This window comes from Sphingomonas endolithica (genome assembly GCF_025231525.1).
GTDB classification, from domain to species: domain Bacteria; phylum Pseudomonadota; class Alphaproteobacteria; order Sphingomonadales; family Sphingomonadaceae; genus Sphingomonas; species Sphingomonas endolithica.
The window spans coordinates 2,946,222-2,972,403 of record NZ_CP103057.1 but is presented as its reverse complement, the minus strand read 5'-3'; the positions used below and the strand labels follow the sequence as shown (position 1 = coordinate 2,972,403).

23 protein-coding genes are annotated in these 26,182 nt (G+C 65.9%); 15 read left to right on the top strand and 8 right to left on the bottom strand.

Annotated elements, in window-relative coordinates; all coding sequences use genetic code 11:
• Positions 1-20 precede the first annotated feature (20 nt).
• From NV382_RS13975 to fliS, 11 genes are all read left to right on the top strand, one after another.
• A complete protein-coding gene (locus NV382_RS13975) occupies positions 21-1,907 on the top strand; it encodes a flagellar hook-length control protein FliK (RefSeq protein WP_260597338.1) in 1,887 nt (628 codons plus the stop codon).
• Positions 1,908-1,921: 14 nt separating this feature from the next.
• The gene (locus NV382_RS13970; RefSeq protein ID WP_260597337.1) at positions 1,922-2,512 is read left to right on the top strand and encodes a flagellar basal body-associated FliL family protein; all 591 of its coding nucleotides are present in this window, start codon (positions 1,922-1,924) and stop codon (positions 2,510-2,512) included.
• Between the two features lie 6 nt (positions 2,513-2,518).
• A complete protein-coding gene (locus NV382_RS13965; protein ID WP_260597336.1) occupies positions 2,519-3,463 on the top strand; it encodes a flagellar motor switch protein FliM in 945 nt (314 codons plus the stop codon).
• The gene (fliN, locus tag NV382_RS13960; RefSeq protein ID WP_260597335.1) at positions 3,460-3,762 is read left to right on the top strand and encodes a flagellar motor switch protein FliN; all 303 of its coding nucleotides are present in this window, start codon (positions 3,460-3,462) and stop codon (positions 3,760-3,762) included. The genes NV382_RS13965 and fliN overlap by 4 nt, the downstream gene beginning before the upstream one ends.
• A 9-nt stretch (positions 3,763-3,771) precedes the next feature.
• On the top strand, positions 3,772-4,026 hold the full coding sequence (locus NV382_RS13955; RefSeq protein WP_260597334.1) for a flagellar biosynthetic protein FliO: 255 nt from the start codon (positions 3,772-3,774) through the stop codon (positions 4,024-4,026).
• Positions 4,027-4,232: 206 nt separating this feature from the next.
• Positions 4,233-5,033 (top strand): flagellar type III secretion system pore protein FliP, encoded by an 801-nt coding sequence (gene fliP / locus NV382_RS13950; RefSeq protein WP_260597333.1) that lies wholly within the window; start codon positions 4,233-4,235, stop codon positions 5,031-5,033.
• Between the two features lie 136 nt (positions 5,034-5,169).
• Positions 5,170-5,439 (top strand): flagellar biosynthesis protein FliQ, encoded by a 270-nt coding sequence (gene fliQ, locus NV382_RS13945; protein ID WP_260597332.1) that lies wholly within the window; start codon positions 5,170-5,172, stop codon positions 5,437-5,439.
• A gap of 155 nt (positions 5,440-5,594) precedes the next feature.
• A complete protein-coding gene (gene fliR / locus NV382_RS13940; RefSeq protein WP_260600420.1) occupies positions 5,595-6,374 on the top strand; it encodes a flagellar biosynthetic protein FliR in 780 nt (259 codons plus the stop codon).
• Entirely contained in the window at positions 6,374-7,504 is a 1,131-nt protein-coding gene (gene flhB, locus NV382_RS13935) for a flagellar type III secretion system protein FlhB (RefSeq protein ID WP_260597331.1), read from the top strand. Before fliR ends, flhB begins: the two co-directional genes overlap by 1 nt.
• A gap of 44 nt (positions 7,505-7,548) precedes the next feature.
• Entirely contained in the window at positions 7,549-8,982 is a 1,434-nt protein-coding gene (gene fliD / locus NV382_RS13930; RefSeq protein WP_260597330.1) for a flagellar filament capping protein FliD, read from the top strand.
• Positions 8,979-9,377: a flagellar export chaperone FliS gene (gene fliS / locus NV382_RS13925; protein WP_260597329.1), complete on the top strand. Its 399-nt coding sequence runs from the start codon at positions 8,979-8,981 to the stop codon at positions 9,375-9,377. The genes fliD and fliS overlap by 4 nt, the downstream gene beginning before the upstream one ends.
• A 67-nt stretch (positions 9,378-9,444) precedes the next feature.
• Here the strand turns inward: fliS and NV382_RS13920 are convergent, their stop codons facing one another.
• The 4 genes from NV382_RS13920 to argH are packed head-to-tail and all read right to left on the bottom strand — an operon-like array spanning position 9,445 to position 13,085.
• Positions 9,445-10,206, bottom strand: a complete 762-nt coding sequence (locus NV382_RS13920) for a precorrin-2 dehydrogenase/sirohydrochlorin ferrochelatase family protein (protein ID WP_260597328.1) — start codon at positions 10,204-10,206, stop codon at positions 9,445-9,447.
• Positions 10,203-11,477: a diaminopimelate decarboxylase gene (lysA, locus tag NV382_RS13915; RefSeq protein WP_260597327.1), complete on the bottom strand. Its 1,275-nt coding sequence runs from the start codon at positions 11,475-11,477 to the stop codon at positions 10,203-10,205. Before lysA ends, NV382_RS13920 begins: the two co-directional genes overlap by 4 nt.
• Before the next feature lies 1 nt (position 11,478).
• Positions 11,479-11,718: a hypothetical protein gene (locus NV382_RS13910; protein WP_260597326.1), complete on the bottom strand. Its 240-nt coding sequence runs from the start codon at positions 11,716-11,718 to the stop codon at positions 11,479-11,481.
• Positions 11,719-11,720: 2 nt separating this feature from the next.
• On the bottom strand, positions 11,721-13,085 hold the full coding sequence (gene argH, locus NV382_RS13905; protein WP_260600419.1) for an argininosuccinate lyase: 1,365 nt from the start codon (positions 13,083-13,085) through the stop codon (positions 11,721-11,723).
• A 154-nt stretch (positions 13,086-13,239) separates the two neighbouring features.
• Between argH and NV382_RS13900 the strand changes: the two genes are divergently transcribed.
• Entirely contained in the window at positions 13,240-13,722 is a 483-nt protein-coding gene (locus tag NV382_RS13900) for a TlpA family protein disulfide reductase (RefSeq protein WP_312026743.1), read from the top strand.
• 18 nt (positions 13,723-13,740) lie between these two features.
• On the opposite strand, the gene nagE is transcribed toward NV382_RS13900, so the two are convergent.
• From nagE to NV382_RS13880, 4 genes are read right to left on the bottom strand one after another with little or no spacing between them, the layout of a single operon-like run.
• Positions 13,741-15,387: an N-acetylglucosamine-specific PTS transporter subunit IIBC gene (gene nagE / locus NV382_RS13895; RefSeq protein WP_260597324.1), complete on the bottom strand. Its 1,647-nt coding sequence runs from the start codon at positions 15,385-15,387 to the stop codon at positions 13,741-13,743.
• Positions 15,387-17,924 (bottom strand): phosphoenolpyruvate--protein phosphotransferase, encoded by a 2,538-nt coding sequence (gene ptsP / locus NV382_RS13890; protein ID WP_260597323.1) that lies wholly within the window; start codon positions 17,922-17,924, stop codon positions 15,387-15,389. The genes nagE and ptsP overlap by 1 nt, the downstream gene beginning before the upstream one ends.
• Complete coding sequence (locus NV382_RS13885; protein ID WP_260597322.1) at positions 17,921-20,161, bottom strand: beta-N-acetylhexosaminidase; 2,241 nt, start codon at positions 20,159-20,161, stop codon at positions 17,921-17,923. Before NV382_RS13885 ends, ptsP begins: the two co-directional genes overlap by 4 nt.
• A 57-nt stretch (positions 20,162-20,218) precedes the next feature.
• Positions 20,219-23,005: a TonB-dependent receptor gene (locus tag NV382_RS13880; RefSeq protein ID WP_260597321.1), complete on the bottom strand. Its 2,787-nt coding sequence runs from the start codon at positions 23,003-23,005 to the stop codon at positions 20,219-20,221.
• A 227-nt stretch (positions 23,006-23,232) separates the two neighbouring features.
• Here NV382_RS13880 and NV382_RS13875 point away from each other — a divergent pair, with 227 nt between their 5' ends.
• From NV382_RS13875 to nagA, 3 genes are read left to right on the top strand one after another with little or no spacing between them, the layout of a single operon-like run.
• Positions 23,233-23,976, top strand: a complete 744-nt coding sequence (locus NV382_RS13875; RefSeq protein ID WP_260597320.1) for a GntR family transcriptional regulator — start codon at positions 23,233-23,235, stop codon at positions 23,974-23,976.
• Positions 23,973-25,007 (top strand): SIS domain-containing protein, encoded by a 1,035-nt coding sequence (locus NV382_RS13870; RefSeq protein WP_260597319.1) that lies wholly within the window; start codon positions 23,973-23,975, stop codon positions 25,005-25,007. Before NV382_RS13875 ends, NV382_RS13870 begins: the two co-directional genes overlap by 4 nt.
• Positions 25,007-26,137 (top strand): N-acetylglucosamine-6-phosphate deacetylase, encoded by a 1,131-nt coding sequence (gene nagA, locus NV382_RS13865; protein ID WP_260597318.1) that lies wholly within the window; start codon positions 25,007-25,009, stop codon positions 26,135-26,137. The genes NV382_RS13870 and nagA overlap by 1 nt, the downstream gene beginning before the upstream one ends.
• The last annotated feature ends 45 nt before the right edge of the window (positions 26,138-26,182 follow it).

Genomic DNA, 26,182 nt, shown 5'->3' with positions numbered 1-26,182 from the left:
GTCGCCTGTCTGGATCCGGTATGATTGCGCTGTCCTCATCCGCTACACAGCTATCCGCGACGACGATCGTCGCGCCGACCGGGCCTGTTCCGATGGACGGCTTTGCCGTGGTATTGGCGGGTCTAACGGAGGTGGATGGCGCTGCGGTAGCAACGATGGGGATCGTCCCGACTCCTCACGAGGCGTTGGGGCAGCCGAGCAAAGCCGAGCGACTTCCATCCGCCGATGATGCACGGGAGGCGCCGGCGCTCAACCCGACGCTGCTGGTGGCGGGAGCGTATCCGGTCGCCAACGTGGTGCCGGACATGTCGCCGCTGCCCGGGCTGCCGGCCAAGCGGCAGGCGATTGCCGATAGCGGCAAGAACGTGCCTGCCGAGATATCGGGCCGGGATAAACCGGAGGAGTTGATCTGGCCTTTGGCGGCGGCCGCGCCGTTAATGCCGATGCTGCCAGTACGCGCGCTGCCGACACCGCAGCCCGCAAAGCCGATCGAAGTGACGTTGGTTGGGTCGGCAACGCCGCCGGTTTCGGGGGTGGCGCCTGTCGTCGAGTCGTCAGTCCCGCCACCGACGCCACAGCAAGTTCCGCCAACCTTGGCGCGTCTCATCGTAACAACGCCGCTTCTGACGACGGCAGCAGAAGCGGCGGCGGCGACCACGACGCAACTGAAAGCAACTTCGCCTTCCCAACCTTCTGGGACGGTCGCAACGGCGGCCATGCCTGTAAGGTACGTAGCATCCCCACTATCCATGCTGGCGCCCACACCGGTCGCCGCCTCGGACCGGTCTATAGCAATACCAGTGACCGCCCGATCGAGCGCGGCGGCGCAGCCATTGGCGTCGCTCGCTGCGACTATGACGAGCATGCCAGCCGATGTCATCAAGGCTGCGGCCACGCGCCAGACGACCGCTGACGTCCAGACCGACGCATCCGCCCCAGGCCACCTACCACCACCTGCGCTCAGCCCTCCCTCGGCGGCGATGGTGGCGAGCGCGCCGATCACCGCCGATAACAAGGTGGCGGCACTTCGCCTCGGCCCGATGCCACAGCCACCCTTCATCCAGCCGGCAGCTCAGGCCTTCGCCGCGAAGATCACCGCGGTCGGACGAACAAACGACAATCTCATCGACGCGAGCATGCCGCAGGTCGGCGTTGCGGCGCCGCTCGACGCCCAGCGCGCACCGACGATCGCTGTTGCGGCCAACGTGGACGACCTGCGGCAGGAAAGCGGGCAACCGGGCATGATCGCTCAGATCGCCACCCCTTTTCCTGCGCCCGCCGAACGAGAAGCCGACGTAGCGGTTCCCCCCCGCTTAGCCGCAGCCGTACCCAGCCAAGCGCCGCAGCCGTCCCTCATCCAACCCGCAGGGCAGGCCTTCGCTGCCGCAATAAACGCGGTGGCACGAACGCGACATGACGACGATCGTTCAGACGGCAGCACCCCGCAGATCGGCGTGCCGGCGCCACTCGATGGCGTACGATTGTCGGCAATCCCGGTCACCGCCGAGGCCAGGCATGGCGCGCTCGACCTGCGGCAGGAAAGTGGTCTGCAGGGCATGATCGAACGAATCGAGATCCTGCGCGACGATGCCGATGCGCGCAATACGCGCATCCGGCTGGTGCCCGATGCGCTGGGCGCGGTCGATGTGTCACTGCGCCGCGATGGCGAGCGGGTGCACGTCCACTTCGCTGCCGAGAACCCGGCCAGCGCGCGCTTGCTGCACGAGGCGCAGCCGCGGCTGGCGGAGCTGGCCGACGCGCGCGGGATCAAGCTCGGCGACGCGACGGTGGGCGCCGACCGCGACACACGCCACGCGCGCCAGCAGCTGCAACCAACGGCGATCGCCCCGGCCGCGCCCACGATCGACGACGCCGTCGACATGATCACCGACATCCGAATCGCCTGAACGAAGGACTGAACATGAGCGAGATTATCGAAGAGACAGCCGCACCCAAGAAGCGCGGGCTCGTGAAAATACTGGCCTTTACCGGTGGCGCGCTGGTGCTGGTCGCCGGCGGGGTCGGCGGTGGCCTCTATGCCACCGGCTATTTCCCGCGTGGCGCCGCGCATGGCGTTGCAGAAGCGCCGGGCCCGAAGCTCGTGCCCAAGGCCGAGCAGAAGCGCTTCACCGCCGGCGGAGAAGGTGCGCACGACGCCGGCGCCGCGCCGCCTGCCGGCGAAGGCGGCGACCGTTATGCGTCGAATTACTATGCCTTGGACAAGGAGTTCACCTCCAACCTGCAGGACAGCGTGCACTTCATCCAGATCGGGCTGGCGGTGTCCACGCCCTATGACGACACGGTGATCGACAACATCAAGACCAACGAGATTGCGGTGCGCTCGTCGATCCTGATGGCGCTCGGCGACACGACCGAGGAACAGGTGTTCAGCACCGCGGGCAAGAAACTTTTGCAGGCGCGATTAGCCAAGGCGATCAACGCGACGCTCAAGGAAAAGGAAGGATTTGGCGGCGTCGGTAACGTCTACTTTACCAATTTCGTTGTTCAGTGACCGTCGATGGTTAACGACGCAGCAACCAAGGTATCGACCGATCGGCGGGAACGCCCCCGGCTGCAGGCGGAGCACGTCTCGCTGGGGGTGCAGAACATCAATCCGTTCGGGGATCTGCACACGCTGCAGCATCTCTCCGCTCGCCTTGCGCGCAGCATGCGTAGCGTGTTCGAACCGTTGCTGCGCAAGGAATGCCGCACCTTTGCCGAGCCGTTGGTGGTGCAGCGCTTCGCCGATTATCGTGCCGAGCGCGGCAACGGCCTGACTGCCTGGCTACCGCTCAAGATGGCGCCGACCACGGGCCAGGCACTTGCCGTGTTCGACGGCCGCTTCGTCATGGAGCTCCTCGATCTGTATTTCGGCGGCACCGGCGCGACGCCGGCCGAGCTGCCGACAGAATTCACGCCGGCGGCGGAGGCGATCGTCGCGCGGCTAGGCCTGCTGCTCGCCGGCCCGCTGGGCGTGGCCTGGGAGCCGCTCGGCAGAATCGATTTCACCCCGGGCCATGTCGAGGCCAATCCCGCGCTGATCCAGGGGCTGGACGGCGACGATGCGGTCGTCGTCACTCGTTTCGGCATCGCGGCGGGCACGGCGAAGCCCGTGTTCGTCGACATCGCCTATCCCGTCGCCGCGCTGAAGCCACACACGCCGTCGCTGATCGGCAAGGTCCACGCCAAGACCGCCGCGCCTGATCCGGCATGGCGTAACGGGCTGACGCGCAACGTGATGGGCGTGCGCTTCCCGGTCCGCTCCGTGCTGGCCGAGCCAATGGTGTCGCTCAGCATGCTGATGGACCTGAAACCCGGCGACATCATACCGATCAGCTTCGGCGCGGAAGTGCCGGTGATGGTCGGCGGCGATTGCCTGGGTCTCGGCACGGTCGGCACGTCCAACGGCAAGGCGGCGATCCGCCTCAATTCGATCACCCGTGAACTCGAGGAATATTCATGACCGACATGTCGGGCGCCTTTCCGGTCGATGCCCAGATCGCACCGGGCCTCGCTGCCAATTTCCGGCTGCTGCAGGACGTCGACGTCAAGCTGACGGTGGAGATCGGCTCGACCCAGTTGAGCTTGCGCGAATTGCTGGCGCTCGGCGAAAGCTCGGTGATCGAGCTCGACCGTCAGGCGAACGAACTGCTCGACGTGTTCGTCAACGGCACGCTGATCGGCCGCGGCGAGGTCGTGACGGTCGGCGAGCGCTTCGGCGTGCGCATGACCGAGTTGATCAGCCCCGAGAAGCGCGGCTGATCCGACATGATGTGGTCGTACATTCTGAAGCTCGTCGTTCTGCTGCCGCTCGTCTGCGGGCTGATGATCGGCTGCCTGTATCTGTGGCGCAAGCTGGAGGCGCGGATGCCGGGGCAACCCGCCAACCGCATGCTGAAGGTGCAGGAAACGATGATGATTTCGCCCGGCCTGCGCATGGCCGTGCTGGAATTCGAGGGCCGCAAGCTGCTCGTCGCGGTCGGCCGCGGCGGGGTGACGCTGATCGACAAGGTCGAGAGCCGGTGAAGGCGACCGTTACGCGTAAGGGCTCGGGCCCGGCGTTGATTCGCTCGCGTGGGGCACTGTCTTCCGCGGAAACCTCTTCGTCACCCCGGACCCGTTCCGGGGTCCACCGGGCACCCTCGCAGGCCGTTGAGAAAGCGGAACAGCGGACCCCGGAACAAGCCCGGGGTGACGTAGGGGGTGTAAGCTACCGTTGGCTCGGCAAAGCTGTGCTCGTCGCGCTCGGCATCGTCTTCGCGTTGATTGTGGCGCATCCAGCGTTTGCGCAGGCGGCACCTGTCGTTGCGCCGCCAGCCGCGCCCAGCGCTGCAGGCGTCGGCGACGGCATCGATCGTGCGCTCGGGCAGCTGAGCGGCACCGGCCAGGGCAGTGTCGGCCAGCCGATGGCGCTCAGCCTGCAGGTCCTGATCATCATGGGCCTGCTCAGCATCCTGCCGGGCATATTGCTGATGATGACCAGCTTCACGCGCATCATCATCGTGCTGGCGATCCTGCGCCAGGCGCTGGGGCTGCAGCAGACGCCGCCCAACCAGGTGCTGATCGGCCTGTCGCTGTTCCTGTCCTTCTTCATCATGGCGCCGGTGATCAACCAGATCAACACGACCGCGATCCAGCCTTATTCCAATGGCCAGATGCAGGCGACCGACATGATCAAGACCGCCGGCACGCCGCTTCACGCCTTCATGGTCAAGCAGACGCGGGTGAAGGACATCACGATGTTCGCCCACATCGCCAAGGCGGGCAAGTTCAACAGCGCCAAGGACATTCCTTTCTCGGTGCTGCTGCCGTCGTTCGTGACCAGCGAGCTCAAGACCGCGTTTCAGATCGGGTTCCTGATCTTCCTGCCGTTCATCGTCATCGATCTGGTCGTCGCGACCGTGTTGATGTCGCTCGGCATGATGATGCTGTCGCCGACGATCATCTCGCTGCCATTCAAGCTGCTGCTGTTCGTGCTGGTCGACGGCTGGGCGCTGACCATGGGCAGCCTTGCCAATTCGTTCGCGAGTTAGCGGGCATGACTTTTCCTTCCTTGCCTTGCCGCCCACAGCCGTTCGCCCTGAGCTTGTCGAAGCCTATGCGCGCACCCTTCGACAAGCTCAGGGCGAACGGATGTTCGGTATGTGGCTTTGACGGAGCGGCTGCCTGATGGACGCGCAATATTTCCTGACCGTCGCCAACGAGACGATGTGGGTGCTGGCGCTCGCCGCTGCGCCGATTTTGATCCCGGCGCTGTTTGCCGGCCTGATCCTGGGCATGGTGCAGGCGGCGACCTCGATCAACGAGCAGACCTTGTCGTTCGTGCCCAAGCTGATCGTGGTGGCGGTGTCGATCCTGATCTTCGGGAGCTTGATCCTGGGGCTGCTGAGCGATTTCACGATCAGCATCTTCGAGCGGATCCCGGATTTGGTGCGATAGATTTTGAGCGATGCCGTTCGCCTCTTCGTCATCCTGAACTTGTTTCAGGATCCAGGCGCGGTCCGTTGCCAAATGGACACCATCCCTAGATCGGCTGACCGCGCCTGGATCCCGGATCAAGTCCGGGATGACGTTGCGATTGGGGCATGCCCCCGATGAGCCAACTCGGCTTCGGCCTGTCGATCGAGCCGCAACTCTGGGCGCTGATCTTCGTGATGGTGCGCATCGGCGCGGCGTTCATCGCCGCGCCCGTGTTCGGCGCCGTCTCGGTTCCCGTGATGGTGCGTGTCACGCTGTCGGGCGCGATCGGCGTGCTGGTGCTTGCCACGCACAGCATCACGCCGCCCGCCAACGTGTTTGCCTTCGCCACCTTTCTCGCCATTGCTTCCGAGGCCTTGGTCGGGCTGGCCATGGGCTTCATCCTGCAGATCGCGTTTGCCGCACCGATGCTGGCAAGCGAAGTGATCGGGGTGTCGATGGGGATCGGCTTCGCCAATGCGATCGATCCGCAGAACGGCCGCTCGTCGCCGGCGCTCGGCCAATTCTTCTCGATCATGCTGACCCTGCTGTTCCTGTCGGTGAACGGCCATCTCGTGCTCGTCGAGATGGTGGTGAAAAGCTATGACGTGCTGCCGGTCGGGGCGTCGTGGATGACTGCGGCGCAGATGAAGGGCATCGCCCTGTTCGGCGGGTACACCTTCCTGGCCGGGCTGCTGCTCGCGCTGCCGGTCGGCTTCCTGCTGCTGTGCCTCAACCTGGTCGTCGGCATGCTGTCGCGCTCGGCGCCCGCGCTCAACCTGTTCGCCGTCGGGCTCCCTGCCTCGCTCGCGGTTGGTGTGATCGCGCTTGCCATCGCCTTTCCCGCAATGGGTGATTACCTGCTCGTCATCGTCCGCGAAGGGCTTGCTGCCGCGCAGAACCTGGTGCTCGGCTGATGTCCGAGGAGATGGGGGGCGACAAGACAGAGGCACCAACCGACAAGCGCAAACGCGAGGCGACCCAGAACGGCGAGGTCCTCCAATCCAGGGAGTTCGCCACCGCCCTCGTGATCCTCGCCGGGTGCGGCTGGCTGGCATTTTTCGGGCCATCGTTGATGGGCGCGTGCAAGGCGGTGATGACATCGAGCTTCGAGTTCGGCCGCGGCGATGTCGAGGATTTCGAGCCGTTCCGGCCGCTGATGGCATCGGGCTGGAAGCTGGCTACGCCGATGATGGCGCTGTTCATCATCACCCTGCTCGCCGCGATCCTGAGCAAGGCCGGACTGGGTTCGCTCGGCTTCAACGGCAAGTTGCTGACGCCGAAGTTCAACCGCATCAACCCGGCCTCTGGGCTTAAACGCATCTTCGGTGCACAGGGCTGGATCGAGCTCGGCAAATCCTTGCTGAAGGTCCTGCTGCTCGGATCGATCGGCACGTACATGCTGATCTCCGTCTCGCACATGACGATCGGGTTGGTATCGTCCGACGTCGAAGGCGCGACCGGGGCGCTGGGCGGCACGCTGATGGGCGTCCTGTTCGCGATGGCGGGCGGGTTGCTGATCATCGCCGGGATCGACGTGCCGGTGCAGCTGATCCGCCTGCTCGCTAAGCTGCGCATGACCAAGCAGGCGGTGAAGGACGAGCATAAGGAAAGCGAAGGCTCGCCCGAGGCCAAGCACGCAATCCGCCAGGCGCAGCACCGCGCGGCCAAGCGCGACATGCGCAAGGCGGTGGCCGAGGCGCACGTCATCCTCACCAACCCGACGCATTTCGCGGTCGCCTTGCGCTACGATCGCGGCCGGGATCAGGTGCCGGTGGTGGTCGCCAAGGGCCGCGGCGTACTGGCGCTGGCGATTCGCGAGATCGCCGCGGAGAACCAGGTACAGGTGCTGGAATATCCCGCCATCGCCCGCGCGGTCTATTATACCAGCAAGGAGGGGCAGGAGGTCCGCGACGATCTGTATCTCGCGATCGCCACGATCCTGGCCTTCGTCTTCGGGATCAACGTCGCCGCCGGCGGCACGGCGCCCGCCGTGGCGGTGCCGCCAAGCGCCCGGTTCGACGAGAATGGCGTGAAACAATCCTAAACAATTGCGGGCTTCGGCCGATCTAACGAGCACAGGGGGCGACTATGGCAACGACATCGATCACGACTGCGCTGGGGGCGGGCTCCGGGGTCGATACCGCCGCGCTCGTCAAGTCGCTGGTCGAAGCGCAGTTCGCCGGCAAGACAGCGCGGCTGACCAAGCAGACCGAGGCGGTGACCAACCAGATTTCCGGCGTCTCGACGATCAAGAGCGCGATCACGGGTTTTGCCGGCGCTCTCTCCAGCCTGGTCAAAGGCGGATCACTGGCCACCAGCCCGACCAGTTCGAACACCGCCATCGTGACGGCGACGGCGCTGTCGGGCGCCAAGCTCGCCGGCCTGTCCTCGACGATCGAGGTGCGGCAGCTCGCCCGCTCGCAGGTCGCGACCAGCCCGGCGCGGGCGGACACGATCGCCTCGGTCGGACTCGGCAGCTTCACGCTGACCTTTGGGCAGGCGACGGTCGGCGACGGCGCGATGACCGGCTTCACCCCCGGCAAGGCCGACGCGATCACCATCCCGATCACGCAGGGCAATTCCGGCCTGAGTGGCATCGCGCGTGCGATTAATGCGGCGAATGCCGGCGTGACGGCGACCGTGCTGACCGATGCCGAGGGTTCACGGCTCAGCATCAAGGGCCCGACCGGCGAGGCCAAGGCGTTCACGCTGATCGCGACCGAGGATCCCGCCGCGCCCGGTTTGTCCGCGCTCAACATCGGTCCCGGTGCGACCGGCACGTCGATCGGCAGCAGCGCACAGGATGCGATCGTCGCGGTCGATGGCACCCCGCTGAAGCGCGCTGGCAACAGCATCACGGATTTGCTGCCCGGCGTGAAGCTGGACCTCGTCAGCGCCTCGGTCGGCACCCGGGTGTCACTCGGCACCAGCGCACCGACCACTGCCTTGTCGCAGGCCGTCAATGATTTCGTCGAGACCTACAACCAGCTGACCAGCGTGCTGAAGCAGCAGACCGATCCGGTGACCGGCGCGCTCCGATCGGATGGCGCCGCGACCACGCTGCAACGATCGCTCCGCAACCTGACGGTGACGCCGCTCGTCACCGGTGGCGCGCAGGGTGCCCCGTCGACGCTTGCCGAGATCGGCGTGAAGACCAATCGCGACGGTACGCTGTCGGTCGATGCCGCGGCGCTCAGCACCGCGATCGCCAGATACCCGCAGGCAGTCGAAGCGATGTTCGCCGACGGCACCGCTGCCTCGGGCACCGGCATCTCGTCGGCGCTGACGACGATCTCCAATGCCGCGATCAACACCACCACCGGGCTTGGCGCGAGCACGACGCGCTATACCAAGATGCAGTCCGACATCACCGACAACCAGGCCAAGCTGACCGATGCCGGCGATGTGATGACCAAACGGCTGACCGCGCAGTTCGCCGCCAGCGAATCGCGCGTCGCAGCATATAAATCCACGCTGGCGATGCTCGAGCAGCAGGTGGATGCGTGGAACAACCAGTCGTGAGCTATGCCAGCGCCCTGGGACGCGATCCGGCGGAGACGTATCGGCGGATCGACATTGCCGGGCGCACGGCCCAAGCGGACGGCCCTGCCTTGGTGCAATTGCTGTATGACGAAGTGGTACGCGCGCTGCGGGTCGCCGCCTGGGCGGCGGAAAACCGGCAACTCCAGATGAAGAGCGACAAGATCACGCGTGCCACCGCGATCCTGTTCGGACTGGAGGCGGGGCTGGATTTCGAGGCCGGCGGCGAGGTCTCGATCACGCTCTCGCGCGTGTATGGCGGGGCGCGTCGGACGATCGTCGAGGCCAGCATCGGCCACGATCCCGCGCCGTTCCGCGCGGTTGCCGACGATCTGGAAGAGATCGCGCAGGCCTGGCGGACGATCCGCGCGGCGTGATCTAAGCCTGACCGGCGATTGGCATTAACTAACGAATGCGGATGGGTTAGCCTAAGGTCATCGTGCTCTATCGGGCGAGAAAGATCGACAGCCCGCTACCCGGATCGGCCGGCGGTGCGTCGCACACGATGCGCAACGCGTCGGCCCGCGCACGGTCGAGGATCGCGGCGGGCACGTCGGCACGGTGGTACAGACGGTCGGCCTGGCCGAGCAGGCGTGCCTGGCGTAGCGTCAGGTCATCCGGATCCTGCGAGACGAGCGTGATCTTCACCAAGGCGCTGGTCCTAGCGTCCGACCGTCCGAGCCACCGCTTAACCGATGCCGCGTCGCTGAACGGATCGAGCGCCCCACCCTGCCCCATCGCCGCCCCCAACGCGCGGCGGCGGTCGCTTCCTTCCGGGTAACGCTCCCGAATTGCCGCACGTGCCGCGAACAGGTCGCGCGCCAGCGTGCCGAGTTCTGCCGGCAGCAACGTCTCGAGCCGCTGGCGCAGCGCCGCGGCCAGCCCGGCCGACACCCCACCCGTGCCGATCGCGATCAGCACCGGATCGCGGTCAACGATCGCGGGGAGCGTGAAATCGCACGCCGCCGGGCGATCGACCGCGTTGATCAGCACGCCGCGTGCACGCAACCGTGTAATCGCCGCCTGCGCCAACGCCTCATCCTCGATCGCGACGATCGCCAGCGCGGCCTGCCCCTCCTCGCCGACGATCACCGCGCCGGCGCGTTCCAGCAGCCGGCGCTTGGCATCGGCCGGCTCCCCTTCGCCCAGCAGCATCACGTTGCGCCCCGCCAGCCTCACGAACAGCGGCAGGCTGTACAGCGTCACGCCTTCAGCCAGTCCGGCACGCGCTCGGCGGCGAGGATCGTCTCCGGCTGGATGCGATCCGCGACCACCGCATAGCGGTCGCCATCGACCAAGACTTCGGGCACCAAGGCGCGGCTGTTATAGGTGCTGGCCATCGTCGCGCCGTACGCCCCGGCCGAGCGGAATACCGCCAGGTCGCCTGACGACACGAGATCGATGTCGCGCCCCATTGCGAATGTGTCGCCGCTCTCGCACACCGGTCCCGCGATATTGGCGGTCATGCGGTTCCCGCTCGGGTGCACCGCGACGAAATCGTGCCAGGCATCGTAGAGTGCGGGGCGCGCGAGATCGTTCATCGCCGCATCGACGATCACGTACGGATTGACCGCGCCGGGCTTCACCCAGATCACCTCGGTCAGCAGCACGCCGGCATTGGCGGTCAGCACGCGGCCGGGTTCGAACATCAGTTCGACATCCCAATCTTGCGTCACGCGCGCGACCATGTCGCCATATTCCGCCGCACTCGGCGGCACGTCGCCCGCTTTGTAATGGACGCCGAGTCCGCCGCCCAGATCGATACGGCTGATGAAATGCCCGAAGCGGCGCAACTCGGCGACCAGCTCGCCGACCCGCTCATAAGCGCCTTCGAGCGGCGCGAGATCGAACAGCTGACTGCCGATATGGATCGCCACGCCACGCATGCTGAGCCCATCGAGCTCGGCCAGGCGACCGTACATCTCGACCGCCTGGTCGATCGGCACGCCGAACTTGTTCTCGCGGCGCCCGGTGGAGATCTTGGCGTGCGTACCCGCATCGACATCGGGATTGATGCGCAGCGTCGCCGGCGCGCGCTGCCCGCGGGCGTGCGCGATCGCGGCGAGCACTTCGCCTTCCTCTTCCAGCTCCAGGTTGAACTGGCCGATTCCGGCATCGAGCGCAGCGGTCAGCTCGCGCCGCGTCTTGCCGACGCCCGAGAACACGATGTCGGCCGGCGCGATGCCGGCGGCCAGCGCACGCTGCATCTCGCCACCCGAAACCACATCGGCGCCATAGCCTTCCTGCGCCAGCACGCGCAGCACGGCGAGGTTGGGATTGGCCTTGATCGCAAAGGCCAGGTGCACGCGCCCGGCATCCTTCAACCCGTCGCGGAACGTGCGCGCCTGCTGGCGGAACATGGCAGTCGAATAGACATAGACCGGCGTGCCGACCGTCTCGGCGATCGTTGCCAAACTGACGCCTTCGCAATGGAGCGCGCCATCGACGGCGGCGAACGTATCGTTGGAACCCTGCATATCAGGAAGGCGGCAGATCGAATTCATCGCTGCGGCGCTGTTCGGATCGTTTGAGCAATTCGTCGCTGCGCTCGGGCCGCGCCTGGTTGCTGGGGGTAAGCAATTGCTGCGGCGTGGGCGTCGCGCGCGCGCCATACGGCGCGACCGGGAGCTTCTCGCCCGCTGCTGGCTTCAGGTCGGCAGCGGCACCGCAACCGCCGAGCGCGAGCAGCGCCACGGGGACAAGCAAGGCAGGCTTCATCATCATTCTCCTTCGCGCGCCGCGGCGATCGCCTCACGCACACGGGCAGGCGCGGTGCCGCCGAAACTGGTCCGGCTGGCGACCGAGGCGTCCACGCTCAGCACGCCATACACGCGATCGTCGATCCGCGCATCGATCGCGGTCAATTCGGCCAGCGGTAGCGCATCGAGTGCGACGCCGAGCTCCTCCGCGCGCCTGACCGCGCTGCCGGTGATATGATGCGCCTCGCGGAACGGGATGCCACCCTCGCGCACCAGCCAGTCGGCCAGATCGGTGGCGGTCGAAAAGCCCGCTTCGGCCGCGGCGCGCATCCGGCCTTCGCGGAACGTTGAACTTTCGACCATGCCGGTCATCGCCGCGATCGACAGGCCGAGCAGGTCGTGCGCCTCGAACACCGGCGGCTTGTCGTCCTGCATATCCTTGGAATAAGCGAGCGGCAGGCCCTTCATCGTAATCATCAGCGCGGTCAGGCAGCCGATGATGCGCCCGCTATGGCCGCGGACCAGCTCGGCGGCATCGGGATTTCGCTTCTGCGGCATGATCGAGCTACCAGTCGACCATTGATCGCTGAGCGACACGAACCCGAACGGCTGCGATGCCCAGAGGATGAATTCCTCGGCCAAGCGGCTGAGATGCAGCGCCGTCTGCGCCGCCGCGGTCAGGTAATCGATGGCGAAGTCCCGGTCGCTGACCCCGTCCAGCGAATTACGCGTCGGGCCATCGAAGCCCAGCGCCGCCGCGGTCGCCGCGCGATCAATCGGGAAACCCGTGCCCGCCAGCGCGGCCGAGCCCAGCGGGCACAGGTTGGCGCGCGCACGCGCATCCGCGAAACGCGAGCGGTCACGCGCAATCATCTCGTTATAGGCCATCAGGTGATGGCCGAGCGTGACGGGCTGTGCGCTTTGCAGATGCGTGAAGCCCGGCATCACGCTTGCGGCATGCTCGTCGGCACGATCGAGCAACGCGGCCTGAAAGGCGGCTAGCGCCACATCCACCTGGTCAATCGCATCGCGCACCCACAGGCGGAAATCGGTCGCCACCTGATCGTTGCGAGACCGTGCGGTGTGCAGCCGGCCGGCGACCGGCCCAATCAGCGCCGCCAGCTTCGACTCGCTCTGCATGTGAATGTCTTCGAGGCTGAGATCCTCGGCAACGCCGTTTGCTTCATAATCGGCCGCGACCTGGTCGAGCCCGGCCAGGATCGTCGCGGCATCCTCAGGCGCGATGATGCCCTGTGCGCCCAGCATCGTCGCATGCGCCTTGGAGCCGGCGATATCCTGTCGCCACAAGCGCTTGTCGAACGGGATCGAGGCATTTATCTCGCGCATCACTGCCGCAGGTCCGGCCGCGAAGCGCCCGCCCCACATCGCATTGGATGCGTTCATGTCTTTCCGCTCGACGATTGCCACGCTCCCATTGCTTGGCGCCATGATGTTGGGCTTGGCCGCGTGCGATAGGCAAGACTCGGCATCTGAGCAAGCGGGGGAGCAAGCCAACACCATCGCTGCGCCAAAGACTGCCGTGACAACCAACGGCACGGCGGCAGCCGAGGGCGAGAAGGTCGTTGTCGACACGATCGGCACGCTGGATCGCAGCCACAAGGGCGAGGCGGCATCGTCGTTGCCCTTCAAGGCACCGGATGGCAGCACGACCAGCATCGCCGCATTTGCCGGCAAGCCGGTGCTCGTCAATCTATGGGCGACCTGGTGCGCACCATGCGTGGCGGAGATGCCGACGCTCGACCGGATCGCCACCCGCATCCAGGTGCTCGCGATCAGCCAGGATCTGGACGGCGCCGCCAAGGTCGCACCGTTCTTCGCCAAGGCGGGGCTCAAGAACATCAAGCCGTACCTCGATCCAGGCGTCGGGCTAAGCGTCGCCTATCAGGCGAGCCTGCCGACCAGCATCCTGTACGATCCCGCCGGCAAGGAAGTGTGGCGGATGACTGGCGGCATGGATTGGACGACTCCGACCGCTACCGATTTGATTGCCGAGGCGCGTTGAGCCGGCGGCTGTCTGGTCTTAGCCGTCGAGCAGATGCAAGACGCCCGGCGCGACCTCGCTCCATCCGCGGTACGCTGCCGCGTCTAGTTTGGCGCGATCAACTCGGGCGCTATCGGCGAGGCGCACGCGCCATCGTCCGGCGACCTTTTGCATGTCGATCACGTTCGCTGTGCCACCAACCGCCGCTAGCCAGGACGGGTCGGCCAAGACGGGCGACGGTGCGGTGCGCACGACATTGCGCATCTCGCCTGCGACCTGGTCGGCGATCGGCCCGAGCACGACCTGTAACCCCTGCCCGCCCGGGCGGAACAGGCCGCGCGCGCCGAGCGCCTTGAGCGCCGCTTCGTCAATACGCGTGACATCGACCAGTTCGAGCCTGAGCCGCGTCGTGCAAGCATCGATCGTCCGCAGATTGGCGGCCCCGCCCAGCGCCGCGACGAAGCTGGCCGCGCGGTCGTTCGGTGCGTCCGCCGGCAATGTCACCGGTGCCGCAACCGCGTCCCTGCCCGGCGTCTTCAGATCGAACCGCACGATGCAGAAGCGGAATGCGGCGTAATAGAGCACGAAATACAGCGCGCCCACCGGCAGCAGCATCAGCGGCCGGGTCGCCAGCCCGTAGTTGAGCACGTAATCGAACAGGCCGGCGGAGAAACCGAACCCAAGCTTCACGCCGAGCGCGTTCATGATCACCATGGCCAGCCCGGTCAGCACCGCGTGCACCGCGTAGAGCAGGGGCGCCAGGAACATGAAGGTGAACTCGATCGGTTCGGTCACGCCCGTCAGGAGCGATGTGAGGGCAAGACTGAGCAGCATGCCGCCAACGGCCTTGCGCCGGTCGGGCAGCGCCGTGTGGTACATGGCGAGGCACGCCGCGGGCAGGCCGAACATCATGACCGGGAAAAAGCCGCTCATGAACGCGCCGGCGTTGGGATCGCCGGCAAAGAAGCGCTTCAAATCCCCTGTCGCACCATGGAAATCGCCCAGGATGAACCAAGCGATATTGTTGAGGATGTGGTGCAGCCCGGTGACGATGAGCAGCCGATTGAGCGTACCGTAGACGAATAGTCCGAACGGTCCGGCACCGACCACCCAACGGCTGAGCGTGTCGATTGCGGTCTCCAGCGCCGGAAAGCCGAGCCCGAAGATCGCGGCGCCGATCAGCCCGGCAAAGCCCGCGGCGATCGGCACGAAGCGGCGGCCGCCGAAAAAGGCAAGATAATCGGGCAGCTTGATCCCGGAATAGCGATTGTAGAGCCAGCCCGAGACGAGCCCCGATAGGATGCCGGCAGGCACGCTCAGCTTGCCGAGCTCCTTGACCTTCCAGGCGGCGGTGGCCAGGCCCTGCGCCGCTTGGTCGGCAAAAGTCGCACTGACGTCCGCCGGCACCGCCAGCAGCGCCTTGCCGCCCTCGATCGTCACGAGATAGGCGATCGCCCCGGCGAGACCCGCGGCCCCGTTATTCTCGCGCGCCAGCCCTATCGCGACGCCAATGGCGAAGATCAGCCCCAGATTGGTGAAGATCGCATCACCCGCCGCGGCGATGAACGCGATGTCGAGCAGATCGGGCTGGCCCAGGCGCAACAGCAAGCCGGCGACAGGTAGGACCGCGATCGGCAGCATCAGCGCGCGGCCGAGCGGCTGCAGGGCGTCGAACCTCAGGCGCATCATTCGGTCTCCAGCAGAGCACGGACGTCGCGCGTGGTCGAGGCGGTAAGCGCGAGTGCTGCGATCGCCTTGCACCCGGCCATGTCGAGCCGGCGAACCGCCGCCTTGAGCGCCGGGATGGCGGCGGGTGTCGCGGATAATTCGGTGACGCCGAGACCGATCAGGATGGGCGCGGCGACAGGATCGGAGGCGATGCCGCCGCACACACCGAACCAGCGGCCATGCGCACGCGCACCCTCTGCCGCGCGCGCGATGAGGTGCAGCACAGCAGGGTGAAGTGCATCGACCATGCTGGCTACCGCCGGATTGCCGCGATCGGCGGCGAGCGCATATTGCGTCAGATCGTTGCTGCCGATCGACAGGAAATCGGCATCCCGCGCCAGACTCCCAGCGAGCATGGCCGCGGCCGGCGTCTCGATCATCACACCGAGTGGCACCGGCGCGGTGATGCCGAGCGCCGCGCGCGCTTCGTCCAGGATGGCGCGCGCGGTGGCAAGCTCGCCGGCATCGACGACCATCGGCAGCATGATACGACATTGCGCCGCGGGCACGCCGCGCAGGATCGCCCGGAATTGAGCGGCGAGCAGATCGGGACGGGCGAGCGAGAAGCGGATGCCGCGGGCGCCCAGCGCCGGATTGTCCTCATGCGCGAAGGGCAGATAGGCGACCGGCTTGTCCCCACCGATATCGAGCGTGCGCACGATCAACGGCCTTCCCTCCAGCTCGGCCGCGATCGCTGCATAGACCGCGCATTGCTCGTCTTCGTCCGGCGCGATCGCGCGGTCGAGGAACAGGAATTCGGTGCGCAGCAGCCCGCAGCCTTCGGTGCCGAGGGTCACGGCGTACGCCGCTTCCTCCACGCTCGCGAGATTGGCGAAGATCTCGATCCGCGTTCCGTCGGCCATCAGGCAATCGTCTTGCGCGGATCGTGCTTCGGCGGCGACGCGCAACTGGTTGCGCGATTGACGCGCGGCGGCGGCATCGAGCGCGGCGGCATCCGGCGACGGATTCAGCGTTGCGCGATCCGCGTCCAGAATGACACGGCTGCCGTCGTGCAGATCGAGGATGGCGGGGCCGGCTGCGACCACCATCGGAATGCCGGCTGTAGCGGCCAGGATCGCCGCGTGCGCGGTCGGGCCGCCGAACGCGGTACAGATGCCGCCTACCCCTGCGACGGTCAGGACGGCGAAGTGCGACGGCAACAGTTCGTCAATGACTACGATGGCACCGCGGGGCGGCACCGGCAAGCTCGCGTCGGTGCCGGTGAGCAGCGCGATGACCTGCCGCTCAATGTCCTTCAGGTCGGCGATCCGCTCTATCAGCAACGCATCGCCGGTCGCACGGATCGCATCGGCATGGCCAGCGATCGCGCTACGCCACGCGAAGGCGGCGCTCTTGCCTTGCGCGATGCTCCTTTGCGCTGCCGCGATAAGCTCGGGATCGTCGATCAAGGCATTGTGCGCCCCTGCGATCTCCGCACCTGCGCCTTGATGCCCGTCGGCGGCTGCCAGCAACGAGCGACGTGCGCCAGCCAAGGCCGCGATCTCGGCCGCTTCGCCATTCCCATGCTCGGGCACAGCAACGTCGGTTGGGTGCCACTGGAATATCGCGCCAACGGCCAGCCCCGGCGCCGCGCGTACCCCCTGGATCAAGCCGTCGCCGCGATCGGCAGCGGGCGACGATACCGGCGCGTGCACCGCCTCGTGCGTACCATCCTCGATCAGCGTTGCCACCGCCGTGACGGCAGCGCGCGCATCGGGACCGCGCGCGGCGATTTCGATCTCGTCATCGTGGGCGATGCCGGCGCCGAGCAACGCGACGATGCTACGTGCGTTTGCCGGCGCGCCGCGGGCGGTGATAGTAACGTCGGAGGCTAACGGCTTGAGCGCGGCGACGATGCGCGCGGCTGGCCGGGCATGCACGCCGTTGGCGAGCGGCACGCGCATGGTCAGCTGAGCAGTATCGCTCAGCTCCTCGACGGAAGCCAGGACCCAGTCGTGATGAACCAAGTGGTCGGGCGCAGCGGCTGTTACCGGCTGCCCCGCGACTGGATCCCGGCCTACGCCGGGGAAACAGGCTGTCGACTGCACGATGCTGATCTCTGCGATCGCCTGCCCCGCGGCAACGCGCCGATCGAGATCGAGCACCCGCAGGGCAAAGCCCTCGTTCATGACGGTGATCGGCGTCACCATGCTCTTGGCGTGGAGCGCCACGGCGTCGAGATCGACTTCCAGCAACGGCTGGCCGAGCTTTACCTGCTCACCATCGGCCACCTTGGCGGTGAAGCCGACACCCGCCAGCGCAACGGTTTCGAGGCCGACATGGATCAGCAGCTCGGCACCGTTGCCCAGTTGCAAGGTAACCGAATGCCGCGTCGCCGCGACTGCAATGACCCGCGCATCACACGGCGCGCGGATCACGCCGTCGAGCGGATCGATCGCGAACCCATCGCCCATCATGCGTTCGGCGAATACGGGATCCGGCACTTGGTCCAGCGGCATCGCCCAGCCTGCCATCGGCGCGTGGAGAACGATCACTGCGTCACCAATTGCACGCCGCTGATCGCCCATAGCGGATTCACGCCCTTGGCCGTGTAGGTGATGCACAGATCATGCGCGCCAGACAGCGCGGCAAGCGGTGCGGTGAGCGTGGTGATCCCTGCGCGCTGCGCTGCAGGAGCAAGCGGCAACACGGCGACCCGCGGCCCCGCGCAGCCATCGCGCACCTCGACCTCACCGGCCGGTGTTGCCGGTGGTCGAAACCGTATCTTGTCCACGTCGCGGCCGATCTGGAAGTTGAACGGCACTTGGCCGACGGCGATTGCGATGGCCCGCACCCCGTCCATCGGCGCCGCCTGATAGATCCAGCAGGGATTGGCGACATCCAGCAGGAATGCGGCGCGCGGCTCCTTGGCAGGCGCATCATCGGCGAGGCGCAGCGCGATGCCCTGTGTGCAGAGCTCGAGTTCCGTGTCGTCACGATGCCGCAGCGCCGGAGCGGTAAGCCGTAGGTCGATCGCGCCCGGCATCACCGCGTCGTCGAGGATGCTGGCCGCACGCAGCCGCGTGCCGGTCGGCAGTGTCAGTGCCCCGGCATAGAGCGGGGACGCTCGGCCCGGTGCCGTGCCGTCGGTCGTGTAGCGCAACGGCAGAGCAGATTGCGTCGAAAGCGTGACTCTGGCTTGGCCATGCTCCGGAAAGAGCATCGCGACGGTGCGGAACAACGCATCGCTCGGCGTGATGCCGAGTGCGGCAAGGCGCGCCATCTGCGGTGCGAGACGGCGCACGAAATCGCTCCAGTCACGCGTCGCAGCAGGCGACCAGCCGATCTCGGCAATCGCTGCGGCGCGAGGGAAGGCATATGCGCCGACCATCTCCTCGCGGCGCAGATGCTCGGTCCAGACATTGCCCTGCACTCCCAGGATATGGCGCTGCTGCGCCGCCGGAAGCGAAGACGGCGCGGGGTCGAAGCGGTAGACGTCGGCGAGCGTGATCAACTCGCCACGCCCGGTGCCCTCCGCTGCGGTGACGCCCTGGCGGTGATTGAGATAGAGCGTCGGCGCTGGCGAGAGGATCGCGTCGTGCCCGGCCTTGGCGGCCGCCACCGCGCCATCGATCCCGCGCCACGACATCACCGTTGCGCCCGGCGTAATCCCGCCGTCGAGTATCTCGTCCCAGCCGATCAGCTTGCGGCCGTGGCTGGCCAGATAGCGGCCGATGCGCTGGATGAACCAGCTCTGCAGTTGATCTTCGGTTGCGATGCCGAGGCTTTTCATCTGCGCCTGGATGGCCGGCGACGCCTTCCACTGATCCTTGACCGCCTCGTCGCCGCCGATGTGCAAGTATTGCGATGGGAACAGGCCGATCACCTCATCGAGCACGTCCTCAAGGAAGCGGAACGTCGAGTCGTCGGTATTGTAGAGCCACGGGAACACGCCCCAGTCGCTCTCCGTGCCGGTCGGAATCGGCACGCCCATGCCGAGCCTGGGATACGCGCGGATCGCGCTCAGCGCGTGGCCGGGCATCTCGATCTCGGGTACGATGGTGATGTTGCGTGCCGCCGCATAGGCCACGATCTCGTGGATCTGGCGTTGCGTGTAGAACCCGCCGGTGCGGGGTAGCGGCGGGGCGCCGGGCGCGGTCGCGGGCCGGCGCCACCCGGCAACGGAGGTCAGGCGGGGGTATTTGCGGATTTCGATCCGCCAGCCCTGATCGTCGACCAGATGCCAGTGCAACGTGTTGAGCTTGTTGGCGGCCATAGCGTCGATCAGCCGGCGCACATAGTTTGGCGACTGAAAATGGCGCGCGCTATCCAGCATCAGCCCGCGCCATCTGAACCGCGGCGCATCTTCAATGGTAACCGCCGGAACGAACATCCCGTTCGCGCCCGCTTTAGCCAACTGCCACAAGGATACGGCGCCGTAGAACAAGCCGGCATCGTCGCTGGCAGTGATCGTCGCGCCAGTGGCGGACGTCACGAGCCGGTAACCCTCCGCCGGCAGGCCGGGCAGGCGTTCGAAGCGTATCTTGCCGGCCGCTTTCGGGGTGAGCGATGGCCCGCCGGTCTTCGCCAGCAGGTCGTTCAGGCGCGCCGCGGCGTTTCGCGTGCCGCGATCGCCGGGCGGCAGCGCGACGCCGGTCGCCGCGGTGAGCGTGACGCCGCCCACCCCGGCGGTCATCGCTTGCGGCGCCGGGAGCAGCGCCTGGGCCGCCGCCGTAGATATGTAGAGCAGGCCTGCGACAACCATGCTGAGAAACCGGATCACGCGCGGCACAAGCAAGCCCCTTGGGCAAGAGGAGGAACGGGCCGGATGCACGTCCGGCCCGTGGTATCAGAAGCGCAAGCGCGCGCCGACATAGTATTGCCGGCCATTGTCGTAGATCGCGCGGAAGCGGTCTTCGCTGCCGGAATATTGCTCGATCTTGGCATTGGTCAGGTTCACCGCATCGGCAGTGAGCGATATGTTGTCCGTTACCTTGAGGCTCGCCGATGCATCGAGCGACTCTGTTGCCTTCTGGTTAAGCGGCGCCGCGCGATCGATGTTGACGAAGAATTTCGAGCGGTAATTGTACGACAGCCGCAGGGATGCGAAATCATTCTCGTAATAGCCGGTCACGTTCAGCGCATGCTTGGAATTGCCTGGGATCGGATCACCCGAATCCGACTTGGCGTCCGAATAGGTGTAGTTGACGATCGCTCCGAACCCCCAGGCGATTGGCCGCGAGACCTGGAATTCGGCGCCCTTGTTGGTGCCGCCCGAACCGTTCGAGCGGCGGTTGATGTCGAACAGGCAATCGAACAGCGGATTGGCGACCGTGGACGTCGGCGAGACGATACAGCGCGACGCATTCGGGTTGGTCGCATTCTGCACCGGATAGCGTTCCTGCACCGTGCGGTTGACGATGTAGGAGGAGATATCCTTGTAGTAGAGCGCGGCGGCGACGATCGTGTCGCGATCGGGATACCATTCGATCGACGCGTCGTAATTGTTCGAACGGTACGGCTCGACCGAGGGGTCGCCGCCGTCACCGCTCAGCGCGCCGGGATTGAGCGACACGCGCGGTACGATGTCGGTATAATCCGGTCGCGCAACACTGCGGCTGGCGCCGAAGCGGACGACGACATTGGGCGTCACATCGACGCTGATGTTCGCCGAGGGCAGGTAATCCGTATAGCTGCGCTTCACCTGGACCGGCACGTAGACGCCAAAGGCATTGGTGGTGATGGCACCTGGCGTGTTGGCGGGCACGCCAAGCAGATTGCCGCGCGAACCCTGATCGGTGCGGATCACGCGCAAGCCGAAATTGGCGTTCCAGCCATCCTCCTTGCCGCCCAGCTTCGCCATCGCATACCCGCCATAGGTCTTCTCGTTGATCGAATAGTTTTCCGGTGGGTTGAGGATGCGCTCGCGGGCCGTCGCGGGAAGCCCGTTGAGGATATTCTGCAGCTTGGTGCGATCGACCTGGAAGAAGTTGGTCAGCGTGTCGGGCAGCGCGACGCCATCGAGGAAGTCGCCGGGCGTGCCGCCACCGGCGAAATCGGTCGAGGTACACGGGCGCCCGCCGCAACCGGTGCCAACCAGATTGAGGTAGAAGGCGCCGTAGGTGGTGGCGAGAAATCGCGTGACGCGATCGTGATCGGTGAACTTGCCGCCGAACTTTATCGCATGCAGCGCCCCCCAGTCCACCTCATGCTCGTAATCGACATAGGCGTACTTCTCCTCGTCCTTGTTGGTGATCTTGTGAAGCGAGGCGAAGTCGAGGATCAGGTCGGCGGGCTGGGTCGGATCGATGCCGGTGAAGCTTACCTGTGGCACCTTGCCCGATATGTCGAAGGTGAACGCGCCGGGTGCCGCGCCTTCGTAAAATGGCTGCGACTCGGTGTTGCCATTGGCCTTGGTGTAGCCAATCTTGAGATGCAGCGTGGACACGTCGCTCGGGTGCCAGATCAAATCGGCATCGCCCGACAGAGTCTTGGCAAACGCGGTGCGATCGATCGCATCGTATACGGCGGCGCGGCCAGCGGGATCGAACCCCACCCCGTTGGCATTGGTCGGCGACGAGACCGTGCCAGACACGACCGTGCCATTGCGTACCACAGCATTGCTCAACGTGCCCGGAACGGTGGTATCGACGCCGTTCACGGTGCGGGATACGCCGCCCAGTGCTCGCGACCCCCAGGCCAGATAGTTCTGGTTGAAATTGTTCGCGCCGAACCTTGAATACAGACCGGTCAGGTTGATCTCGAGATCGTCGGACGGGCGGAATTGCAGCGCGATGTTGCCGCCATAGCGCTCGCGTTCTTGCTGGAACAACGCCGAACCGATCAGCGATGGGATCTGTGCGGTCTGGCCCGCGACGGTCACCGGCTGGTAGCCGAGCACTTCGAGGCCGTCACGACGGATATCGCGCTTCTGGTAGACGCCGCCGACCAGGATGCCGAACGTCCCGGCGTCGTTCTTCCAGCTGACCAGGCCCGATGCCTGCGGATCGAACGAATCGCGCTTTTCGGTATAGACGCCCTGTACCGAGGCGGAGATGGTAAAGGCGTTGAGATCGAGCGGGTTGCGCGTGTGGACGTTGATCGTGCCGCCGATGCCACCTTCCTCCACATCCGCCTGGCCCGATTTGTAGACGTCGAGCTGCCCGACGATCTCGGCGGGAAGGGTAAGGAAGTTGAAACTGCGCGTGGCGGCGAGCTGCTCCTCGATGAACCAGTCGGCGGTGGCGATGGCATGGCCGTTGACCAGCGTCTTGGTAAGGTTCGGAGCGGTGCCGCGCAGCGATACCCGCTCTCCTTCGCCGAACGTGCGGTTGATGACGACACCTGGCACGCGCTGCAGCGCTTCGGCGACGTTCTTGTCGGGAAACTTGCCGATGTCTTCGGCCGAGATGATGTCGGCGATCACGCTGGAATTGCGCTTGGCCTCGACCGACTGGCGCAGCGAACCGCGAATACCGGTAACGATGACATCGTCGTCGCTGCCCGTGTCGCTTGGCGCGGACTGGACCGCTCCGGCCGGCGCGCTGTTGGTCGGCGCGTCAATGCCCTGCGCCTGTGCTGTGGCGGCAAGCGCGAACGAACTTACGGATGCAGACAGAAGTCGTAATACGGTCATTGCCGTTCTCCCCATTGTCCCTGATCGATCCGGCAAATTCGTTATGACCAATGCCAGACCAATCATCAGAACATGTTTCATACCAATGACAGCGTCAAGCATCTATTTTGCGCCCGCTGGGGCTGCAGTGTCATTTTTTAATGGAAATAGGTCTCTCATTGGTATTATGGATTGCGGGCGAACATGAACGACACGGTTGAAGATCGTGATCGAGGGGGATGCGCGGCATGACGAGTCTCACCGACAAGATCGGTGTTTTGGGCGACAGTAATCGCGCACCGCTATACCAGCAGATGCAGGATGCCTTGCGCCGCGGGATCGAGGCAGGCGCGCTGCGGCCGCAAGAGGCGCTGCCGCCGGAACGCGATATCGCGGTCGAATTCGGCATTTCTCGCATTACCGTCCGCAAAGCGATCGACGGACTGGTGGCAGATGGTTTGCTGACCCGCCGGCAGGGCGCGGGCACGTTCGTCGGCGGCCGGGTCGAGAAGCAATTCTCCAAGCTGACATCGTTCTCGGAGGACATGGCGGCTCGCGGCCGCACTGCACGCAGCGAATGGATCACACAGACCGAGGGCACGGTGAATTCGGACGAGTCGCTGACGCTGGGCCTCAGTCCCGGCTCGCGCGTCTTCCGATTTCACCGCATCCGTTATGCCGACGAGCAGCCGATGGCGCTGGAATATTCGACGGTGCCGGGGTTCGGCCTGCCCGGCCTCGAGGCAGTCGGCGTCTCGCTATATGCGGCACTGGAGGCGGCGGGGCATCGCCCGGTGCGCGCGTTGCAGCGGCTGCGCGCCGTGCTGTTCACCGCCACGCAGGCGAAACTGCTCGGCATCGAAGCCGGCGCGCCGGGGCTGTTCATCGAACGCCGCGGGTTCCTGGAGGATGGCCGCGCGATCGAGGCGACGCACAGCTGGTATCGCGGCGACGCGTATGACTTCGTCGCCGAATTGAACGCGCTGGCATGAGCATCGTGTCCGAAGCGACCCTGATGTTTGCCGAGGCGGCAGAAGCGGGCGCGGTCGTCGCGCGGCAGCGGGTCGCGAACCGTGCCGCTCTGACATTGCTTGGCGGGCGATTGCGCGAACACCCGCCACGTGCGGTCTCGACCATCGCGCGGGGCAGCTCCGACCATGCCGCGACCTTTGCCAAATATCTGATCGAAACGATGATCGGCCTGCCGGTCACCTCGACCGCGCCGTCGGTCAGTTCGGTCTACCATGCCGCGGCGCAGGCCAAGGACACGTTGCTGATCGCCATCTCGCAATCCGGTCGCAGTCCGGACCTGTTGAGCGCAGTCGAGGCCGGGCGCGCAGGCGGCGCGTATCTCGCGGCAATGGTCAACCAGGCGGACTCACCGCTGGCAGAGATTGCCGACGTGACTCTGCCACTACACGCCGGAGCGGAACGCAGCGTCGCCGCGACGAAGAGCTATATCGCCTCGCTGGCCTTGATCCTCGATCTGGTTGCCACCTGGTGCGACGATGCCGGCCTGTCCGCCGCACTAGACGATGCGCCGGCGCTGCTCGCCCAATCCTGGACCATGGACTGGACGCCGCTCGTCGACGGGCTGATCGACGCACACGGTCTGTACGTCATCGGACGCGGGTTGGGGCTCGGCATTGCCCAGGAGGCGGCGCTGAAATTCAAGGAAACCTGCGGGCTTCATGCCGAGGCATTCAGTGCAGCGGAGGTGCGGCACGGGCCAATGGCGCTGATCGGGCCGGATTTCCCGCTGCTGGTGTTTCGTCAGGACGACGAAACCGCCGTGGGCGTCGATGCGCTCGTGACCGAAGCACTCGGTCAAGGCGCCACCGTCTATTGTGCGGGCGCGGATCTGACGGGCGCGGTGACGCTGCCGACGATCGCGGCGCCTTCGGCAATCGAGCCGATGCTGCAGATCCAGTCGTTCTACCGTGCGGTCAACTCGCTATCAGTCGCGCGTGGCTTCGATCCCGATTCGCCGCCGCACCTGCACAAAGTGACTGAAACCATATAATGTTTATTGCGCTCTTCAATTGCTCCACCCTCATCGACGACGCGCTGGTCGATGACTTGGCCGTGATCCTTGATGGTGAGAGGATCGTTGCCGTCGTCGGGGAGCAGGACATCCCAGTTGCTGCCGATCGCTGCGATCTTGACGGGGCGGTCCTTGCCCCCGGTTTCATCGACACGCAGGTCAATGGCGGCGGCGGCGTGCTGTTCAACGATGCGCCGAGCGTGGAGACCATCGCCACGATCGGGGCCGCACACCGCCGCTTTGGGACAACGGGTTTCCTGCCGACGCTGATCAGCGACGATCTCGCGGTCGTGCGCGCGGGCATTGCGGCGGTGGACGCGGCGATCCTGGCCGGGGTGCCGGGGGTGCTCGGCATCCATATCGAAGGGCCGTTCCTCAACAGGGATCGCAAGGGAATCCACGACCCGAACAAGATCATCGCGCTGGACGAAACCGGCGTCGCGGCGATCACCGGCCTGAAACACGGCCGCACGCTCGTCACGCTCGCGCCCGAACAGACCAATCCGGCGATGATCGCCCGGCTGGCAGCGGCGGGCATCATCATCGCGGCGGGCCATACCAACGGCAGCTATGACGAAATAACTGCAGCGATGACTGCCGGAATGACGGGCTTTACGCATCTTTTTAACGCTATGTCGCAACTTACCTCGCGCGAGCCGGGGGTGGTGGGGGCGGCGCTCGATGCCAAGGCGTGGAGCGGGCTGATCGTCGATGGCCGGCATGTGCATCCCGCGACGCTCAGAATCGCTGCCATGGCGAACCCTGACCGCCTGATGCTCGTCACCGATGCGATGCCGAGCGTCGGGCAGGTGGACAAGAGCTTCGTCCTGCAGGGACACAAGGTGCAGGTGATCGACGGCGTTTGCATCAACGACGATGGCACGCTGGCCGGATCCGATCTCGACATGGCCGGTGCTGTGCGCAATGCGCAAGCGATGATGGGCGTCACGCAGGCGCGGGCATTGAACATGGCGAGCCGGAACCCGGCGTCGTTTCTCCGCCTGGAGCATCGCCTCGGCAAAATCGCCGTCGGCTACGCCGCCGACCTCGTGGCGCTGGCGGATAATGGCGAAGTGCGCTCTACCTGGATCGGCGGGCGGGCGTCGTAGCAGCGGGGTTGGACCGCCACGCCAGCGCGCCTGAGCGCGGGATAG

What these genes read in the sequence shown, in the direction of transcription:
- NV382_RS13975 (WP_260597338.1), top strand. Translation starts at nt 21, where the DNA reads ATGATTGCGCTGTCCTCATCCGCTACACAGCTATCCGCGACGACGATC.
- NV382_RS13970 (WP_260597337.1), top strand. Translation starts at nt 1,922, where the DNA reads ATGAGCGAGATTATCGAAGAGACAGCCGCACCCAAGAAGCGCGGGCTC.
- NV382_RS13965 (WP_260597336.1), top strand. Translation starts at nt 2,519, where the DNA reads ATGGTTAACGACGCAGCAACCAAGGTATCGACCGATCGGCGGGAACGC.
- fliN (WP_260597335.1), top strand. Translation starts at nt 3,460, where the DNA reads ATGACCGACATGTCGGGCGCCTTTCCGGTCGATGCCCAGATCGCACCG.
- NV382_RS13955 (WP_260597334.1), top strand. Translation starts at nt 3,772, where the DNA reads ATGTGGTCGTACATTCTGAAGCTCGTCGTTCTGCTGCCGCTCGTCTGC.
- fliQ (WP_260597332.1), top strand. Translation starts at nt 5,170, where the DNA reads ATGGACGCGCAATATTTCCTGACCGTCGCCAACGAGACGATGTGGGTG.
- fliR (WP_260600420.1), top strand. Translation starts at nt 5,595, where the DNA reads ATGAGCCAACTCGGCTTCGGCCTGTCGATCGAGCCGCAACTCTGGGCG.
- flhB (WP_260597331.1), top strand. Translation starts at nt 6,374, where the DNA reads ATGTCCGAGGAGATGGGGGGCGACAAGACAGAGGCACCAACCGACAAG.
- fliD (WP_260597330.1), top strand. Translation starts at nt 7,549, where the DNA reads ATGGCAACGACATCGATCACGACTGCGCTGGGGGCGGGCTCCGGGGTC.
- lysA (WP_260597327.1), bottom strand. Translation starts at nt 11,477, where the DNA reads ATGCAGGGTTCCAACGATACGTTCGCCGCCGTCGATGGCGCGCTCCAT.
- NV382_RS13910 (WP_260597326.1), bottom strand. Translation starts at nt 11,718, where the DNA reads ATGAAGCCTGCCTTGCTTGTCCCCGTGGCGCTGCTCGCGCTCGGCGGT.
- argH (WP_260600419.1), bottom strand. Translation starts at nt 13,085, where the DNA reads ATGTGGGGCGGGCGCTTCGCGGCCGGACCTGCGGCAGTGATGCGCGAG.
- nagE (WP_260597324.1), bottom strand. Translation starts at nt 15,387, where the DNA reads ATGCGCCTGAGGTTCGACGCCCTGCAGCCGCTCGGCCGCGCGCTGATG.
- NV382_RS13880 (WP_260597321.1), bottom strand. Translation starts at nt 23,005, where the DNA reads ATGACCGTATTACGACTTCTGTCTGCATCCGTAAGTTCGTTCGCGCTT.
- NV382_RS13875 (WP_260597320.1), top strand. Translation starts at nt 23,233, where the DNA reads ATGACGAGTCTCACCGACAAGATCGGTGTTTTGGGCGACAGTAATCGC.
- NV382_RS13870 (WP_260597319.1), top strand. Translation starts at nt 23,973, where the DNA reads ATGAGCATCGTGTCCGAAGCGACCCTGATGTTTGCCGAGGCGGCAGAA.
- nagA (WP_260597318.1), top strand. Translation starts at nt 25,007, where the DNA reads ATGTTTATTGCGCTCTTCAATTGCTCCACCCTCATCGACGACGCGCTG.